Origin of the sequence: Pseudomonas lini (assembly GCF_030812475.1) — a bacterium.
Lineage (GTDB): Bacteria > Pseudomonadota > Gammaproteobacteria > Pseudomonadales > Pseudomonadaceae > Aquipseudomonas > Aquipseudomonas lini_A.
Map to the genome: position 1 here is coordinate 72,148 of NZ_JAUSSR010000014.1, position 14,275 is coordinate 86,422.

The 14,275-nt window shown below is 60.1% G+C and carries 14 protein-coding genes; 7 read left to right on the plus strand and 7 right to left on the minus strand.

The window, feature by feature from the left end; translation table 11 throughout:
• Positions 1 to 66 precede the first annotated feature (66 nt).
• From ccoM to J2W17_RS24465, 3 genes are all read right to left on the minus strand, one after another.
• On the minus strand, positions 67 to 180 hold the full coding sequence (gene ccoM, locus J2W17_RS24455; protein WP_307340669.1) for a cytochrome c oxidase subunit CcoM: 114 nt from the start codon (positions 178 to 180) through the stop codon (positions 67 to 69).
• A gap of 143 nt (positions 181 to 323) precedes the next feature.
• On the minus strand, positions 324 to 539 hold the full coding sequence (locus J2W17_RS24460; RefSeq protein ID WP_307341034.1) for a hypothetical protein: 216 nt from the start codon (positions 537 to 539) through the stop codon (positions 324 to 326).
• Between the two features lie 18 nt (positions 540 to 557).
• Positions 558 to 899 (minus strand): aspartate-semialdehyde dehydrogenase, encoded by a 342-nt coding sequence (locus tag J2W17_RS24465; RefSeq protein ID WP_307340670.1) that lies wholly within the window; start codon positions 897 to 899, stop codon positions 558 to 560.
• 216 nt (positions 900 to 1,115) lie between these two features.
• On the opposite strand from J2W17_RS24465, the gene rapA reads away from it, so the two are divergent.
• The gene (gene rapA, locus J2W17_RS24470) at positions 1,116 to 3,962 is read left to right on the plus strand and encodes an RNA polymerase-associated protein RapA (RefSeq protein ID WP_307340673.1); all 2,847 of its coding nucleotides are present in this window, start codon (positions 1,116 to 1,118) and stop codon (positions 3,960 to 3,962) included.
• 193 nt (positions 3,963 to 4,155) lie between these two features.
• Here rapA and J2W17_RS24475 read toward each other — a convergent pair whose 3' ends face one another.
• The 3 genes from J2W17_RS24475 to J2W17_RS24485 all read right to left on the minus strand — a co-directional run bounded on the left by J2W17_RS24475 (position 4,156) and on the right by J2W17_RS24485 (position 7,117).
• Entirely contained in the window at positions 4,156 to 5,505 is a 1,350-nt protein-coding gene (locus tag J2W17_RS24475) for a spinster family MFS transporter (RefSeq protein ID WP_307340676.1), read from the minus strand.
• Positions 5,506 to 5,686: 181 nt separating this feature from the next.
• Positions 5,687 to 6,583 (minus strand): NAD(P)-dependent oxidoreductase, encoded by an 897-nt coding sequence (locus J2W17_RS24480; protein ID WP_307341021.1) that lies wholly within the window; start codon positions 6,581 to 6,583, stop codon positions 5,687 to 5,689.
• Between the two features lie 228 nt (positions 6,584 to 6,811).
• Positions 6,812 to 7,117 carry a DUF2288 domain-containing protein gene (locus tag J2W17_RS24485; protein WP_307340679.1) on the minus strand — a complete coding sequence of 102 codons (306 nt, stop codon included), beginning with the start codon at positions 7,115 to 7,117 and terminating at the stop codon, positions 6,812 to 6,814.
• Between the two features lie 339 nt (positions 7,118 to 7,456).
• Here J2W17_RS24485 and J2W17_RS24490 point away from each other — a divergent pair, with 339 nt between their 5' ends.
• The 5 genes from J2W17_RS24490 to J2W17_RS24510 all read left to right on the plus strand — a co-directional run bounded on the left by J2W17_RS24490 (position 7,457) and on the right by J2W17_RS24510 (position 12,459).
• Positions 7,457 to 8,584 carry a branched-chain amino acid ABC transporter substrate-binding protein gene (locus J2W17_RS24490; RefSeq protein ID WP_307340682.1) on the plus strand — a complete coding sequence of 376 codons (1,128 nt, stop codon included), beginning with the start codon at positions 7,457 to 7,459 and terminating at the stop codon, positions 8,582 to 8,584.
• A 232-nt stretch (positions 8,585 to 8,816) separates the two neighbouring features.
• Positions 8,817 to 9,740, plus strand: coding sequence for a high-affinity branched-chain amino acid ABC transporter permease LivH (livH, locus tag J2W17_RS24495; protein WP_307340685.1), 924 nt, complete (start codon positions 8,817 to 8,819; stop codon positions 9,738 to 9,740).
• On the plus strand, positions 9,737 to 10,993 hold the full coding sequence (locus J2W17_RS24500) for a high-affinity branched-chain amino acid ABC transporter permease LivM (protein WP_307340688.1): 1,257 nt from the start codon (positions 9,737 to 9,739) through the stop codon (positions 10,991 to 10,993). The genes livH and J2W17_RS24500 overlap by 4 nt, the downstream gene beginning before the upstream one ends.
• A complete protein-coding gene (livG, locus tag J2W17_RS24505) occupies positions 10,990 to 11,757 on the plus strand; it encodes a high-affinity branched-chain amino acid ABC transporter ATP-binding protein LivG (RefSeq protein ID WP_064676187.1) in 768 nt (255 codons plus the stop codon). The genes J2W17_RS24500 and livG overlap by 4 nt, the downstream gene beginning before the upstream one ends.
• Positions 11,758 to 12,459 carry an ABC transporter ATP-binding protein gene (locus J2W17_RS24510; protein WP_064676186.1) on the plus strand — a complete coding sequence of 234 codons (702 nt, stop codon included), beginning with the start codon at positions 11,758 to 11,760 and terminating at the stop codon, positions 12,457 to 12,459. It abuts the gene before it with no gap.
• Positions 12,460 to 12,645: 186 nt separating this feature from the next.
• On the opposite strand, the gene J2W17_RS24515 is transcribed toward J2W17_RS24510, so the two are convergent.
• The gene (locus J2W17_RS24515) at positions 12,646 to 13,554 is read right to left on the minus strand and encodes a LysR family transcriptional regulator (protein WP_307340696.1); all 909 of its coding nucleotides are present in this window, start codon (positions 13,552 to 13,554) and stop codon (positions 12,646 to 12,648) included.
• 104 nt (positions 13,555 to 13,658) lie between these two features.
• Here J2W17_RS24515 and J2W17_RS24520 point away from each other — a divergent pair, with 104 nt between their 5' ends.
• Positions 13,659 to 14,258, plus strand: a complete 600-nt coding sequence (locus J2W17_RS24520; protein ID WP_307340700.1) for a short chain dehydrogenase — start codon at positions 13,659 to 13,661, stop codon at positions 14,256 to 14,258.
• Positions 14,259 to 14,275: the final 17 nt, after the last annotated feature.

Below are 14,275 nucleotides of genomic sequence, written 5' to 3' on the forward strand. Positions count from 1 at the left end.
CGGGCAAAAAAAAAGGCGACCGAAGTCGCCCAAAATGCCTTGCGTGCTCATTACATCCAGAAAGGCTTACGGCTTGCGCTTATGCGAGTCTTTCCAGATAAAAAATCCAAACCCTGCGAAAAACAGAACCATGAGGCTAACGGTCAGCACTCCGGCGATCACCACATTGTCGAGGAACATGACGGCTCTCCTGCAGTTGCCCTGTTGCGATGGGGCTAAGGTAACCAATCAGGCAGTAGAGAAAATTGACCGGGATCAATGTCGCCCGAAACTGGGCGTAAAGGAGGGAGAAAACTGACCTGCATCAACCGATGCAGGGTGCATCAACGCTTCTTTGGTTTGTTTTTCGGCTTTTTCTTTGCTTTGCCCAACGGCATGGCCTGTTCAAAGGCCTGGCGAACTTCGTTCAGGCGCTTTTCGTTGAGGTCATGAACCCGCTTGGCGCGTTCGGTGTTGAGATCAATCAGTTTGTCGTCTTGGCTCATGGCGTTCAGTGCATCGCTTGGCAGGTTTGGCATAATAATGCGGTCTGACGACAACCCTGAATAGCCGCCATCTCAAATCTTGATATCCACCCACAAACCCTGGCGCGGCTCGTCGTCAATCAGCGGCACGACCGGCACGGTGTCGTCGGCGTTCAGCTCGGTACCGGGAATCGCCAGGTGTACCTCGACGCTGTCATCACTTTCACGACGACGCTTCTCCCGCTCCTGTTTGCGCCGTTGTTCCTCGCGCAGCGCAAAGGCCGCTTCTTCCGGATCGCGTTGCTTGAGGTCGATCGTGCTTTCGCTGGAGCTTTCCTGCACCGGCACCACAGGCGGGATATCCGGACGCGGACGGACCGGGTCGAGTTGCGAGGTGATCGGAACCGCACTCAAGGGAAGCATCGGTGGCAGCATAATGATGGGTCTCCTGTCAGCAGGCTGTCGGCCGCGCCGACGGACACTTGAGCCATCGGTCGCAAACTGTGACCCGGTTCGCACGAATAGGTGCCCCGGCCTGCTCCCTTCCTTTGTAGTCTAAGGTAAATACCGTCAGTTTTATGAGAGTCCTTTGGCCCTGAAGCCCTCATTCCGTTAAGATAGCCCGCTTTTTCAAGGTGGGAGTCAGGCAGCATGGCGCAGCAGTATCAACCGGGGCAACGCTGGATCAGTGACAGCGAAGCCGAGCTGGGTTTAGGCACCGTTCTGGCACAGGACGGCCGCTTGTTGACCGTGCTCTATCCGGCCACTGGCGACACTCGCCAGTACGCGCTACGGAATGCGCCCCTCACTCGTGTGCGGTTTTCGCCGGGCGATTCGATCACTCACTTCGAAGGCTGGAAACTGACCGTACAGGAAGTCGACGACGTTGACGGCTTGTTGGTCTACCACGGCCTCAATGCACAGAACGAAGTGGTCACCCTGCCGGAAACCCAGCTGTCGAACTTCATCCAGTTCCGTCTGGCCAGTGACCGCCTGTTTGCCGGGCAAATCGACCCGCTGCCCTGGTTCTCCCTGCGTTATCACACCCTGGAACACACCAGCCGCCAATTGCAGTCCTCGCTGTGGGGCCTGGGTGGCGTGCGGGCACAACCGATCGCGCATCAGTTGCACATCGCCCGTGAAGTCGCCGACCGCATTGCGCCGCGGGTTCTGCTAGCCGATGAAGTGGGCCTGGGCAAGACCATCGAAGCCGGCCTGGTGATCCATCGCCAACTGCTCTCGGGTCGCGCCAACCGCGTGCTGATCCTGGTCCCGGAAAACCTGCAGCACCAGTGGCTGGTGGAGATGCGCCGCCGCTTCAACCTGCAAGTCGCGCTGTTCGACGAAGAACGCTTCATCGAAAGCGATGCCTCCAACCCGTTCGAAGACACCCAGCTCGCGCTGGTGGCGCTTGAGTGGCTGGTGGAAGACGAGAAAGCCCAGGACGCGCTGTTCGCTGCCGGCTGGGACCTGTTGGTGGTCGACGAAGCCCACCACCTGGTATGGCACGAAGACAAGGCCAGCCCCGAGTACACTCTGGTCGAGCAGCTTGCCGAAACGATCCCTGGCGTGTTGCTGCTCACCGCAACCCCGGAACAACTGGGCCAGGACAGCCACTTTGCCCGTCTGCGCCTGCTCGACCCGAACCGTTTCCATGACCTGCAGGCCTTCCGCGCCGAGAGCGAAAACTATCGCCCGGTGGCCGAGGCCGTTCAGGAACTGCTGGACAAAGGGCGCCTGTCGCCTGAAGCGCACAAGACCATCCACGGCTTCCTCGGCAATGAAGGCGAAGCCCTGCTGACCGCAGTCAACGATGGCGATACCGAAGCCGCCGCCCGCCTGGTCCGCGAACTGCTGGACCGCCATGGCACCGGCCGCGTGCTGTTCCGCAACACCCGCGCCGCCGTGCAGGGTTTCCCTGAACGCAAACTGCACCCGTATCCCCTGCCGTGCCCGGACGAATACCTCGAATTGCCTTTGGGCGATCACGCCGAGCTGTACCCGGAAGTCAGCTTCCAGGCCCTGCCGGACGCCAATGAAGAAGAGCGCTGGTGGAAATTCGACCCGCGCGTCGAATGGCTGATCGACACCCTGAAGATGCTCAAGCGCACCAAAGTGCTGGTGATCTGCGCCCACGCCGAAACCGCCATGGACCTGGAAGACGCGCTGCGCGTGCGTTCCGGCATTCCGGCCACGGTGTTCCATGAAGGGATGAACATCCTCGAACGTGACCGCGCCGCCGCCTACTTCGCCGACGAAGAATTTGGCGCCCAAGTGCTGATCTGCTCGGAAATCGGCAGTGAAGGTCGCAACTTCCAGTTCTCGCACCATCTGGTGCTGTTCGACCTGCCATCCCACCCGGACTTGCTGGAACAGCGCATCGGGCGTCTGGACCGGATCGGCCAGAAGCACATCATCGAAGTGCACGTGCCGTACCTGGAAACCAGCCCGCAAGAGCGACTGTTCCAGTGGTATCACGAAGCACTGAATGCTTTCCTCAACACCTGCCCGACCGGCAACGCCTTGCAGCACCAGTTCGGCCCGCGCCTGCTGCCGCTGCTGGAAAACGCCGACGACGGTGAGTGGCAAGCCCTGATCGACGAAGCCCGCGCCGAGCGTGAGCGCCTGGAAGCCGAGTTGCACACTGGCCGTGACCGCTTGCTGGAGCTCAACTCCGGTGGCGCCGGCGAAGGTGATGCGCTGGTCGAGGACATCCTCGAGCAAGATGACCAGTTCACCCTGCCGATCTACATGGAAACCCTGTTCGATGCCTTCGGTATCGACAGCGAAGACCACTCGGAAAATGCCCTGATCCTCAAGCCGAGCGAAAAAATGCTCGACGCCAGCTTCCCGCTGGGCGACGACGAAGGCGTCACCATCACCTACGACCGCAACCAGGCGCTGTCTCGCGAAGACATGCAGTTCATCACCTGGGAACACCCGATGGTGCAGGGCGGCATGGACCTGGTGCTGGCCGGTTCCATGGGCAACACCGCCGTGGCGCTGATCAAGAACAAGGCGCTCAAACCCGGCACCGTGTTGCTCGAACTGCTCTATGTCAGCGAAGTGGTTGCCCCGCGCTCGCTGCAACTGGGCCGTTACCTGCCCCCGGCCGCCCTGCGCTGCCTGCTTGATCCCAATGGCAACGACTTGTCGGCCCGGGTCTCGTTCGAGACGCTCAACGACCAGTTGGAAAGCGTGCCTCGCGCCAGCGCCAACAAGTTCATCCAGGCCCAGCGCGATCAGCTGACGCCACGGATCAACGCCGGCGAAGAGAAGATCTTCCCGCGTCACGCCGAGCGCGTTGCCGAAGCGCAGCGACGCCTGGCTGCCGACACCGACGAAGAACTGGCGCGCCTGACCGCGTTGCAAGCAGTCAACCCGACCGTGCGCGACAGCGAACTGATTGCCCTGCGCAAACAGCGCGAGCAAGGCTTGGCCATGCTGGACAAGGCGGCGTTGCGACTGGAAGCGATCCGGGTGCTGGTGGCGGGTTAAGTCCCCTGCTCCACCGGTGAAAAAAAAAGGCCCGCAGCAATGCGGGCCTTTTTTTGTCTGCTTGATTGTTGTGCTGTTCTTGAGGGCCTCTTCGCCGGCAAGCCGGTCTCGCTCCCACAGGGGATCTGATGTGGACACATTATTTGTGAACACCACTCATCAACTGTGGGAGCGAGCCTGCTCGCGAAGACGATCAGGCAGTCGCCGCAGTAACCCCAGGCTCAACCACCCCCACCAACCCATCCTTCATCCGCTTGGCATCACGCACAAAACACCGCGAAGCCAGGACCAGAAACACCATGGTGAAGAACAACGCCACCGGGATCAGGTACATCGCATCATGCAGGCCGACCGCTTTAAATGCCTCGGTCATCTGTTCGGCACCGGCCGAGAGCATGGCGGCGTGGGCAAAGTGATCGGACAGAGCGCCCACTACCACCGGCCCCAACCCACCGCCGAGCAGATACAACCCGGCGAAGAACAACGCCATGGCCGTTGCCCGCAGGCGCGGTTCGACCACGTCTTGAATGGCGGTGTATACGCAGGTGTAGAAGTTATAAGCGAACAACCAGCCCAGACTGAACACCGCCACAAACACCCCGATCTCGATCCGGCCCGAATGCAGGGCCCAGGCCGTGCACACCGTCGAGATGATCAGGCTGAAAGCGGCAAACAGCAGGCGACCGTTGGCGATGCGCTGGTGGATCTTGTCCGCGACCCAGCCGCCCAGCGTCAGGCCGAACAACCCGGTGACGCCGACGATCACCCCGGTCGCCACCGCTGCTTCCTGCAACGGCATCAGGAAATAACGTTGCAGCATCGGCACCAGGAACGAGTTACAGGCATAGGTCGCGAAGTTGAAGCATAGGCCCGCCATCACCAGCCACAGGAAGGTCGGTACGGCCAGTACGCGCCGGATTGGCCGGTCCACCCGCTCCTGGGAGACCTGCACGCTTTCCGCTGCGCCGCGTTTGGGCTCCTTGATGAAGAACATGAAGACCGCCAGGATCAGCCCCGGCACCGCCGCGATGAAGAACGGCGCACGCCAGCTGTCGAATGCCTTGACCATCCAGCCAATGGTGAAGAACGCCAGCAACAGGCCCAGCGGCAGGCCGAGCATGAAAATGCCCATCGCCCGCGCGCGGCGGTGAGCCGGGAACAGGTCGCCGATCAGCGAATTGGCCGCTGGCGCATAACTGGCTTCGCCGATGCCGATGCCCATGCGCACGATCAAGAAACTCCAGAAGCTGCCCACCAGCCCGTTGACGGCTGTCAGCCCGCTCCAGGCCGCCAGGCCCCAGCCCATCAATTTGCTGCGCGAACCGGTATCGGCCAACCGCCCCAGAGGCAGGCCGGCGATGGCGTAGACGATGGTAAATGCGGTGCCGATGATCCCCAGCTGAAAGTCGCTGAGGTGCCATTCCATGCGGATCGGCTCGATGATGATGGCCGGGATGGTGCGGTCGAAGAAGTTGAACAGGTTGGCCAGGAACAGCAGGAACAGAATGCGCCAGGCATTCGCCGCTTGGGTCGAGTTCTGCATGGGTCCGTCTCTTTTATTGTTATTGGGACATCACTGTCCCGGAGCCTGCAATCTAGTCAGGCCCGCTGAAGCTGTCTGTAATTATTCGTAAAGCTGATACCTGCCCATGGCAGCAGGCGCGGCCCATGCAACGATTTATTTCCAAAGGCCCCGATGCTCGTTCAACTATCGCAGCGAGCGGTCAGCCCTTTGAGTCTGGCTCGCGGTACAACTGCACCAGCGTTGACGGATCCTTTTCCAGAAAACCCTGGCTCCCATGCAGGCGCATCAGTTGCGCGGCCAAGCCGCTGATGGGGGTGGCCGAACCCTGTTCACGGGAAAACTGCACGGCGGCGTCGAGGTCCTTGAGCAAGGTGCGAACGTGCCATTTCACCGGTTCGAAACGACTCTCGGCCATTTGCGGCGCGAGTATCTGCAAAGGCCTGGAGTCGGCGAAACCGCCGGCCAGGGCCTCGGCGATCAGGCGGGCATCGACGCCGGAACGCTCGGCCAACGCCACCACTTCGGCGATCACCAACGCATTGCAGGCGACAATCATCTGATTGCACGCCTTGGTCACCTGCCCTGCGCCGACGGCGCCCATGTGGGTCACGCGCTGGCCGAGACTCATTAGCAGCGGCCTGACTCGCTCCAGATCCGTCGCTTCGCCGCCGACCATGATCGCCAGACTGCCGGCCTCCGCGCCGACCACGCCACCGGACACCGGGGCGTCCAGCCAGCTCATGCCGGTCTGGCTGATCAGCGCTGCCGCCATGTCCCGCGTCGCGGCAGGTTCCAGGCTGGAAAAATCCACCAGCAATTGGCCGCTTTTCGCCCCTTGCGCCACCCCCGCCGCGCCAAAAACCACCTCGCGCACGACTGAAGTGTCCGCCAGGCATAACATCACCACGTCCGCGTGCTGGCACAACTCGGCAGGCGTGGCGACCTGTCGTGCGCCAGCCTCGACCAGCGGCGCGCATTTGGCCGGATTGCGATTCCACACGGTCAATGGATAACCCGCTGCCAGCAGTCGCCGACACAGGGGCAAGCCCATCAGGCCGATCCCGGCGAATCCAAGCGGCGGTAGTGTTGCCATTATTCAGCTTCCTATTGATGAAAGATCGCCAAACCAGCCAAAAACCACCGGTCGCGCTCACAATCAGAAACAATTAAGCAGCCCCAAGGCAACGCAATAAACTGTTCCCGTTACGCGCACGTCACCCTCGCCAAGACCCTTCTGTGGCCTTTCTTCACGGCAACATGCCATCACGCTACTCACCTACACACTTTCAGCCGGCCAAGCAGCGCACCAATAATGTGCACGCTATCAGCTCATCGCCCTTTCCTGGATCAGAATCCACGGCGAAACGACCACCGCCCACAGCTCGGGATCACGTTCGAAAAGATCCAACGCCCGCGTTTCAGACAGCTTGGCGAGCTGGTCGGCAGCCAGCCAGGCAGCCACTTTCTCCCCCTCATCGGTGGCTACGGCTTCGGCCGCGACGATCAGATCCAGGCCAGGATCGACCCATAACAGGGCACCTTTGGCAAAGAACGGTTCCAGCTCCTTCCAGGTGATAGATGCGGTTTCACCAAGCAGCTTGGCATAGAGGGTGCTAGGTTCTTGAGTCATGGGTCCTGTCCGGAAAATAAATCGTCGTCATCATAACCGTCGGTGGTCTGGCAGAAAAACCCGGATGCAATTAAGTCACCGATCGAAATGAGCAGGAAAGCCAAGGATTGCTGATACTTCAGCTATAACCCCCGCCGCGATTCTGTCTTTTTCTTTCAATTAAGCGACACCCTCAGGTTTTGCCCCATGGCGCCAGCTTCCCAGGCTGACAATCGGCGCTCTACACTGTACCGGTACAGTTGCCGGGGGCATTTTCCGGAGGATATCGAAGATATCTGACCCGGTTCTGCTGCTACGGCGCCAGGACTATAAAAACTACAACAGTAAGAGTGGAGCACTATGACTAAGGCTACTAAGCAGATTTCCAAACTGTTTGCCGCTATGGTTCTGGCCGGGGTGGCCAGCCATTCGTTCGCAGCCGACACCATCAAGATCGGCATCGCCGGCCCCAAGACCGGCCCTGTAGCCCAATACGGCGACATGCAATTCAGTGGCGCCAAGATGGCCATCGAACAAATCAACGCCAAGGGCGGCGTAGACGGCAAGCAACTTCAAGCCGTTGAATACGATGATGCCTGTGATCCGAAGCAAGCCGTGGCGGTAGCGAACAAAGTCGTCAACGACGGCGTCAAGTTCGTCGTCGGCCACCTGTGCTCCAGCTCCACCCAACCGGCTTCGGACATCTACGAAGACGAAGGCGTGATCATGATCACCCCGGCGGCCACCAGCCCGGACATCACGTCCCGTGGTTACAAAATGGTGTTCCGCACCATCGGTCTGGACAGCGCCCAGGGCCCTGCCGCCGGTAACTACATCGCCGACTTCGTAAAGCCGAAGATCGTTGCCGTTCTGCACGACAAACAGCAATACGGTGAAGGCATCGCCACCGCTGTTAAACAAACCCTCGAGAAGAAAGGCACCAAGGTTGCCGTGTTCGAAGGCATCAACGCCGGCGACAAAGACTTCTCGTCGATGATCTCCAAGCTCAAGCAAGCCAACGTCGACTTCGTCTACTACGGCGGCTACCACCCGGAGCTGGGCCTGATCCTGCGTCAAGCCAGTGAAAAAGGCCTGAAAGCCAAGTTCATGGGTCCGGAAGGCGTGGGCAACGACTCGATTTCGCAGATCGCCAAGGACGCTTCCGAAGGCCTGCTGGTGACCCTGCCGAAATCCTTCGACCAGGATCCGGCCAACATCGCCCTGGCTGACGCGTTCAAAGCCAAGAAGGAAGACCCGAGCGGTCCGTTCGTGTTCCCGTCCTACTCCGCTGTGACCGTCATCGCTGACGCGATCAAGACTGCCAAGTCCGAAGACACCGCCAAAGTGGCTGAAGCCATCCACAAAGGCACCTTCAAGACGCCGACCGGCGACCTGAGCTTCGATGACAAGGGCGACCTGAAAGACTTCAAGTTCGTGGTCTACGAGTGGCACTTCGGCAAACCAAAAACTGAAGCCAAGCCTCAGTAAGGCGCTGCCTGACTGACTGCCAACAAAGCCCACGGCGTGCCGTGGGCTTTGTTTTACGAATGTATTGGGCCGCGCTGGCGTGATCCGCCAGCCTCCCCACCTGAAAATCTCAAAACCGTCATCAGCGGTTCGCTGGCCAATCTCGATTTCGAAGTGGGTGCAGATCCATGGGGCTCGAGTGGGAAAATGACTCCACCAGTGAAATGCGTATCAGGTTTTTAGGAGCGCTGTAATGCCTGACATCTATCACTTTTTCCAACAGCTGGTTAATGGTCTGACCATTGGCAGCACGTATGCCCTGATCGCCATCGGCTATACGATGGTTTACGGCATCATTGGAATGATCAACTTCGCCCACGGCGAGGTGTACATGATCGGTTCGTACGTGGCGTTCATCGCCATCGCCGGGCTGGCCATGATGGGACTCGACAGTGTTCCGCTGTTGATGACCGCCGCTTTCATCGCGACCATCGTCGTCACCAGTGCCTACGGCTACAGCATCGAACGGATCGCCTACCGCCCCCTGCGCGGCAGCAACCGTCTGATCCCGCTGATTTCCGCCATCGGCATGTCGATCTTCCTGCAGAACACGGTTCTGCTGGCGCAAGACTCCAAGGACAAATCCATCCCCAACCTGATCCCCGGAAACTTCTCCATCGGGCCAGGTGGCGCACAAGAAGTGCTGATTTCCTACATGCAAATCGTGGTGTTCGTGGTGACTTTCGTCGCCATGCTCGGCCTGACGATGTTCATCTCCCGCTCTCGCCTGGGTCGCGCCTGCCGCGCCTGCGCCGAAGACATCAAGATGGCCAACCTCCTGGGCATCAACACCAACAACATCATCGCCCTGACCTTCGTCATCGGTGCCGCACTGGCAGCCATCGCCGCCGTGCTGTTGAGCATGCAATACGGCGTGATCAACCCGAACGCCGGTTTCCTGGTCGGCCTCAAAGCCTTCACCGCTGCGGTACTGGGCGGTATCGGCAGTATTCCCGGCGCCATGCTCGGCGGGATCGTGCTGGGGGTGGCGGAAGCTTTCGGTGCCGATATCTTCGGCGACCAGTACAAGGACGTCGTGGCGTTCGGCCTGCTGGTTCTGGTGTTGTTGTTCCGGCCAACCGGCCTGCTGGGCCGTCCGGAGGTTGAGAAAGTATGACTAGGAATCTTAAACAGGCGTTGTTCAGCGCCTTGCTAGTGTGGGCCGTCGCCTACCCGGTACTCGGGCTGAAGTTGACCATCGTCGGCATCAACCTCGAAGTCCATGGCACCAGCAACGCGACGTTGATCACCATCGCCGTGTGCTCGGTACTGATGTTCCTGCGGGTGCTATTCGACCAGCAGATCAGCTCGGCCTGGCGTTCCTCGCCCAGCATGCCGCTGATACCGGCCAAGGCCAGTAACTTCCTGACCCTGCCGACCACCCAACGCTGGATCATCATCGCGTTGATCGCCGGCGCCCTGGTCTGGCCGTTCTTCGGCTCTCGCGGGGCGGTGGATATCGCCACCCTGGTGCTGATTTATGTGATGCTCGGTCTCGGCCTGAACATCGTGGTCGGCCTGGCCGGTCTGCTCGACCTCGGTTACGTGGGCTTCTATGCCGTCGGCGCCTACAGCTATGCGCTGCTGTCGCATTACTACGGCCTGAGCTTCTGGATCTGCCTGCCGATCGCCGGCCTGATGGCGGCCACCTTTGGCTTCCTGCTCGGTTTCCCCGTATTGCGTCTGCGTGGCGACTACCTGGCGATCGTGACCCTGGGCTTCGGTGAAATCATCCGTTTGTTCCTGCGTAACCTGACCGGCCTCACCGGGGGGCCGAACGGCATCAGCAACATCGAGAAGCCAACGTTCTTCGGCCTGACCTTCGAGCGTAAAGCGGCTGAAGGGATGCAGACCTTCCACGAGTACTTCGGCCTGGCCTACAACTCGATCAACAAGGTGATTTTCCTGTACCTGGTCGCGCTGTTCCTCGCGCTGGCGGCGCTGTTCGTCATCAACCGCCTGCTGCGCATGCCTCTGGGTCGCGCGTGGGAAGCGCTGCGTGAAGATGAAATCGCCTGCCGCGCGCTGGGTCTCAATCCTACGGTGATCAAGTTGTCGGCCTTCACCCTCGGCGCCAGCTTCGCCGGTTTCGCCGGCAGCTTCTTCGCTGCGCGCCAGGGGCTGGTAACGCCGGAGTCCTTCACCTTCATCGAGTCGGCGATCATTCTCGCCATTGTGGTATTGGGTGGCATGGGCTCGCAGCTGGGCGTGATCCTGGCCGCCGTGGTGATGATCCTGTTGCCTGAAATGATGCGTGAGTTCAGTGAGTACCGCATGTTGATGTTCGGCGCCTTGATGGTGCTGATGATGATCTGGCGTCCTCAAGGCCTGCTGCCCATGCAACGTCCTCACATGGAGCTGCGCAAATGAGCCGCGAAATCCTTAAAGTCGAAAATCTGAGCATGCGCTTCGGCGGCTTGCTGGCGGTCAACGGCGTGGCCCTGACCGTGAAGGAAAAACAGGTAGTGGCGCTGATCGGCCCCAACGGCGCCGGCAAGACCACGGTGTTCAACTGTCTGACCGGTTTCTACAAACCGAGCGGCGGCAGCATCCTGCTCGATGGCCAGGCGATCGAAGGCTTGCCCGGCCACAAGATCGCCCTCAAAGGCGTGGTGCGTACCTTCCAGAACGTGCGGCTGTTCAAGGACATGACGGCGGTCGAGAACCTGTTGATCGCCCAGCACCGTCACCTGAACACCAACTTCCTGGCCGGTCTGTTCAAGACCCCGGGGTTCCGCAAGAGCGAGCGCGAGGCGATGGAGTTCGCCGAGTACTGGCTGGACAAGGTCAACCTCACGGCGTTCGCCAACCGTCCGGCCGGCACCCTGGCCTACGGTCAGCAACGTCGTCTGGAAATCGCTCGCTGCATGATGACCCGTCCACGGATCCTCATGCTCGACGAACCCGCCGCCGGCTTGAACCCGAAGGAAACCGAGGACCTCAAGGCGCTGATCAGCATGCTGCGTGAAGAGCACAACGTCACCGTGCTGCTGATCGAACACGACATGAAACTGGTCATGAGCATTTCCGACCACATCGTCGTGATCAACCAGGGCACGCCCCTGGCCGACGGCACGCCGCAACAGATCCGCGACAATCCTGAAGTGATCAAAGCCTACCTGGGGGAAGCGTAAATGCTGCAATTCGAAAACGTTTCCACCTTCTACGGCAAGATCCAGGCCCTGCACAGCGTCAACGTGGAGATCCGCCAAGGCGAAATCGTGACACTGATCGGTGCCAACGGTGCCGGCAAGTCGACCCTGCTGATGACCCTCTGCGGTTCGCCCCAGGCCCACAGCGGCAGCATCCGCTACATGGGCGAAGAGCTCGTAGGGCAGACCTCGGCGCAGATCATGCGCAAGAGCATCGCGGTCGTTCCGGAAGGTCGTCGGGTGTTTGCCCGCCTGACCGTGGAAGAAAACCTCGCCATGGGTGGCTTCTTCACCGACAAGGGTGATTATCAGGAGCAGATGGACAAGGTTCTCGGACTTTTCCCGCGCCTGAAAGAACGCTTCGCCCAGCGCGGCGGCACCATGTCCGGCGGCGAACAGCAAATGCTCGCCATCGGCCGGGCGCTGATGAGCAAGCCCAAGTTGCTGCTGCTCGACGAGCCGTCGCTGGGTCTGGCGCCGATCATCATCCAGCAGATCTTCGACATCATCGAACAGCTGCGCAAGGATGGCGTGACGGTGTTCCTGGTGGAGCAGAACGCCAACCAGGCCCTGAAAATTGCAGACCGCGCCTACGTGCTGGAAAACGGCCGGGTGGTGATGCAAGGCACAGGCGAGGCGTTGTTGACCGATCCTAAAGTGCGCGAAGCGTACCTGGGTGGTTAAGCCTTTGCAGTAATCAAAAAACGGCCTTCGGGCCGTTTTTTTTTATGCGGGCCCCATTCCCAAGAACACCGAAAATCCCCTGTAGGAGCTGGCTTGCCAGCGAAGGTGTCATAACAGGCAATGAAGATGTTGACTGGTCCACCGCTTTCGCTGGCAAGCCAGCTCCTACAGGGGTTGTGTGATCCATCAGAGCCGATCCAACGCCTCGCCGCTGCGCTTGAACCAATCAATCAGGTAATCCGCCAGCACCTGGGTACGTTTGGGCAAACCGCCCTGATAGGGATGTACCAGATACATCGGCATCCTGCGGGTCTGATAGTCGCGCAGCAGCCAGCGCAATCGTCCGTCAGCCAATTCTGCTTGCAGCAGATAGGAAGGCAACCGCGCAATGCCGGCACCGGCCAGTGCCGCTTTCTTCAGCAGGCTGTAGTGGTTACTGGCGAAGGGTCCGGACACGCGAACCCGTAATAACTCGTGCTGCTGGTGATACAGCCACTCTTCCCGGCCGCTGTAATGACTGTTGAGCAGACAGCGGTGTGCAGCAAGTGCTTGAGGCGTCAACGGTTCGCCATACTGTGCGAGATAGGCCGGGCTCGCGCAGGTCATCTCGTGCCAGGCCAGCAGCGGTCGGGCGACCAGACGCTCGTCATTGCCCACCTCGGCGCGAACCGCGAGATCGAAACCGTCGCGGGACAAATCGCGATAGGCATTGCTGAGGTCGAGCTCGATCTGCACGTCGGGGTAGGTATGAGAAAATTCCAGCAACAAGCCATCGAAGAACGTTTCTCCCAGCGATACCGGAACCGTCATACGCACCGGGCCGGCGATATCGTCCTTCAATCGCGCCAACGCCTGACGCGCCCTCTCCACCTGGACTACGAGCGCCTGGGCTTGGGGCAGTAATGCCGCGCCGGCCGCGGTCAGACTGAGGCGGCGAGTCGTACGTTGCAGCAAAACCACGGAAAACCGTGATTCCAACAGGCTGATGCGCTTGGACAGCTGCCCCTTGCTGCAGCCCAGCTGCTGCGCCGCCAGGGTGAAACTCCCCGCTTCGATCAACACCGCGAACGCCGCCAGATCATCCATTTCGCTCATGGATTGTTTCCATTTGAAAACCAAAGGTTGCCTATTAGCGCGCTTATCAATGGACAAAACCACTCTAGACTGAGGCCTCGTTCAATTCATTCGAGGATCAGCACATGAGAATTCTATTGATCGGCGCCGGCGGCACCATCGGTTCAGCTGTCGACAAGGAACTGTCCGAGCGGCACGAAATCATCCGCATTGGTCGTAACAGCGGTGATTTGCAGGTCGATATCAGCGACAGCACCTCGATTCGCCGACTGTTCGAGCAAACCGGCAAGTTCGATGCATTGGTGTGCGCCGCGGGAAACGTGACCTTCGCCCCCTTGGGCGAAATGACCGAAGACAGCTTTGCCCTGGGCCTCAAAGACAAACTGATGGGCCAGGTCAACCTGCTGCTGATCGGCCGTGAATTCGCCAACGATGGCGCGTCTTTCACCTTTACCACCGGGGTGCTCAGCCACGACCCGATCCGCAGCGGCGCCTCGGCAGCGCTGGTCAATGGCGCTATCGACAGCTTCGTCCGAGCCGCTGCGATCGAGTTGCCTCGCGGCCTGCGTGTCAACTCGGTGAGTCCTAATGTATTGGAAGAGGCCATGGGCAAGTACGCACCGTACTTCCGCGGCTACAAGCCGGTTCCGGCAGCGGATGTGGCACTGGCCTACGCCAAAAGCGTGGAAGGCTTGCAGACCGGTCAAACTTTTCACGTCGGCTGAATAAAACCAATGTGCGG

Excerpts from the sequence above, each read along its gene's own strand:
- J2W17_RS24465 (WP_307340670.1), bottom strand. The coding sequence starts at position 899 with ATGCTGCCACCGATGCTTCCCTTGAGTGCGGTTCCGATCACCTCGCAA.
- J2W17_RS24485 (WP_307340679.1), bottom strand. The coding sequence starts at position 7,117 with ATGACTCAAGAACCTAGCACCCTCTATGCCAAGCTGCTTGGTGAAACC.
- ccoM (WP_307340669.1), bottom strand. The coding sequence starts at position 180 with ATGTTCCTCGACAATGTGGTGATCGCCGGAGTGCTGACCGTTAGCCTC.
- rapA (WP_307340673.1), top strand. The coding sequence starts at position 1,116 with ATGGCGCAGCAGTATCAACCGGGGCAACGCTGGATCAGTGACAGCGAA.
- J2W17_RS24490 (WP_307340682.1), top strand. The coding sequence starts at position 7,457 with ATGACTAAGGCTACTAAGCAGATTTCCAAACTGTTTGCCGCTATGGTT.
- J2W17_RS24520 (WP_307340700.1), top strand. The coding sequence starts at position 13,659 with ATGAGAATTCTATTGATCGGCGCCGGCGGCACCATCGGTTCAGCTGTC.
- J2W17_RS24515 (WP_307340696.1), bottom strand. The coding sequence starts at position 13,554 with ATGAGCGAAATGGATGATCTGGCGGCGTTCGCGGTGTTGATCGAAGCG.
- livH (WP_307340685.1), top strand. The coding sequence starts at position 8,817 with ATGCCTGACATCTATCACTTTTTCCAACAGCTGGTTAATGGTCTGACC.
- livG (WP_064676187.1), top strand. The coding sequence starts at position 10,990 with ATGAGCCGCGAAATCCTTAAAGTCGAAAATCTGAGCATGCGCTTCGGC.
- J2W17_RS24510 (WP_064676186.1), top strand. The coding sequence starts at position 11,758 with ATGCTGCAATTCGAAAACGTTTCCACCTTCTACGGCAAGATCCAGGCC.
- J2W17_RS24500 (WP_307340688.1), top strand. The coding sequence starts at position 9,737 with ATGACTAGGAATCTTAAACAGGCGTTGTTCAGCGCCTTGCTAGTGTGG.
- J2W17_RS24475 (WP_307340676.1), bottom strand. The coding sequence starts at position 5,505 with ATGCAGAACTCGACCCAAGCGGCGAATGCCTGGCGCATTCTGTTCCTG.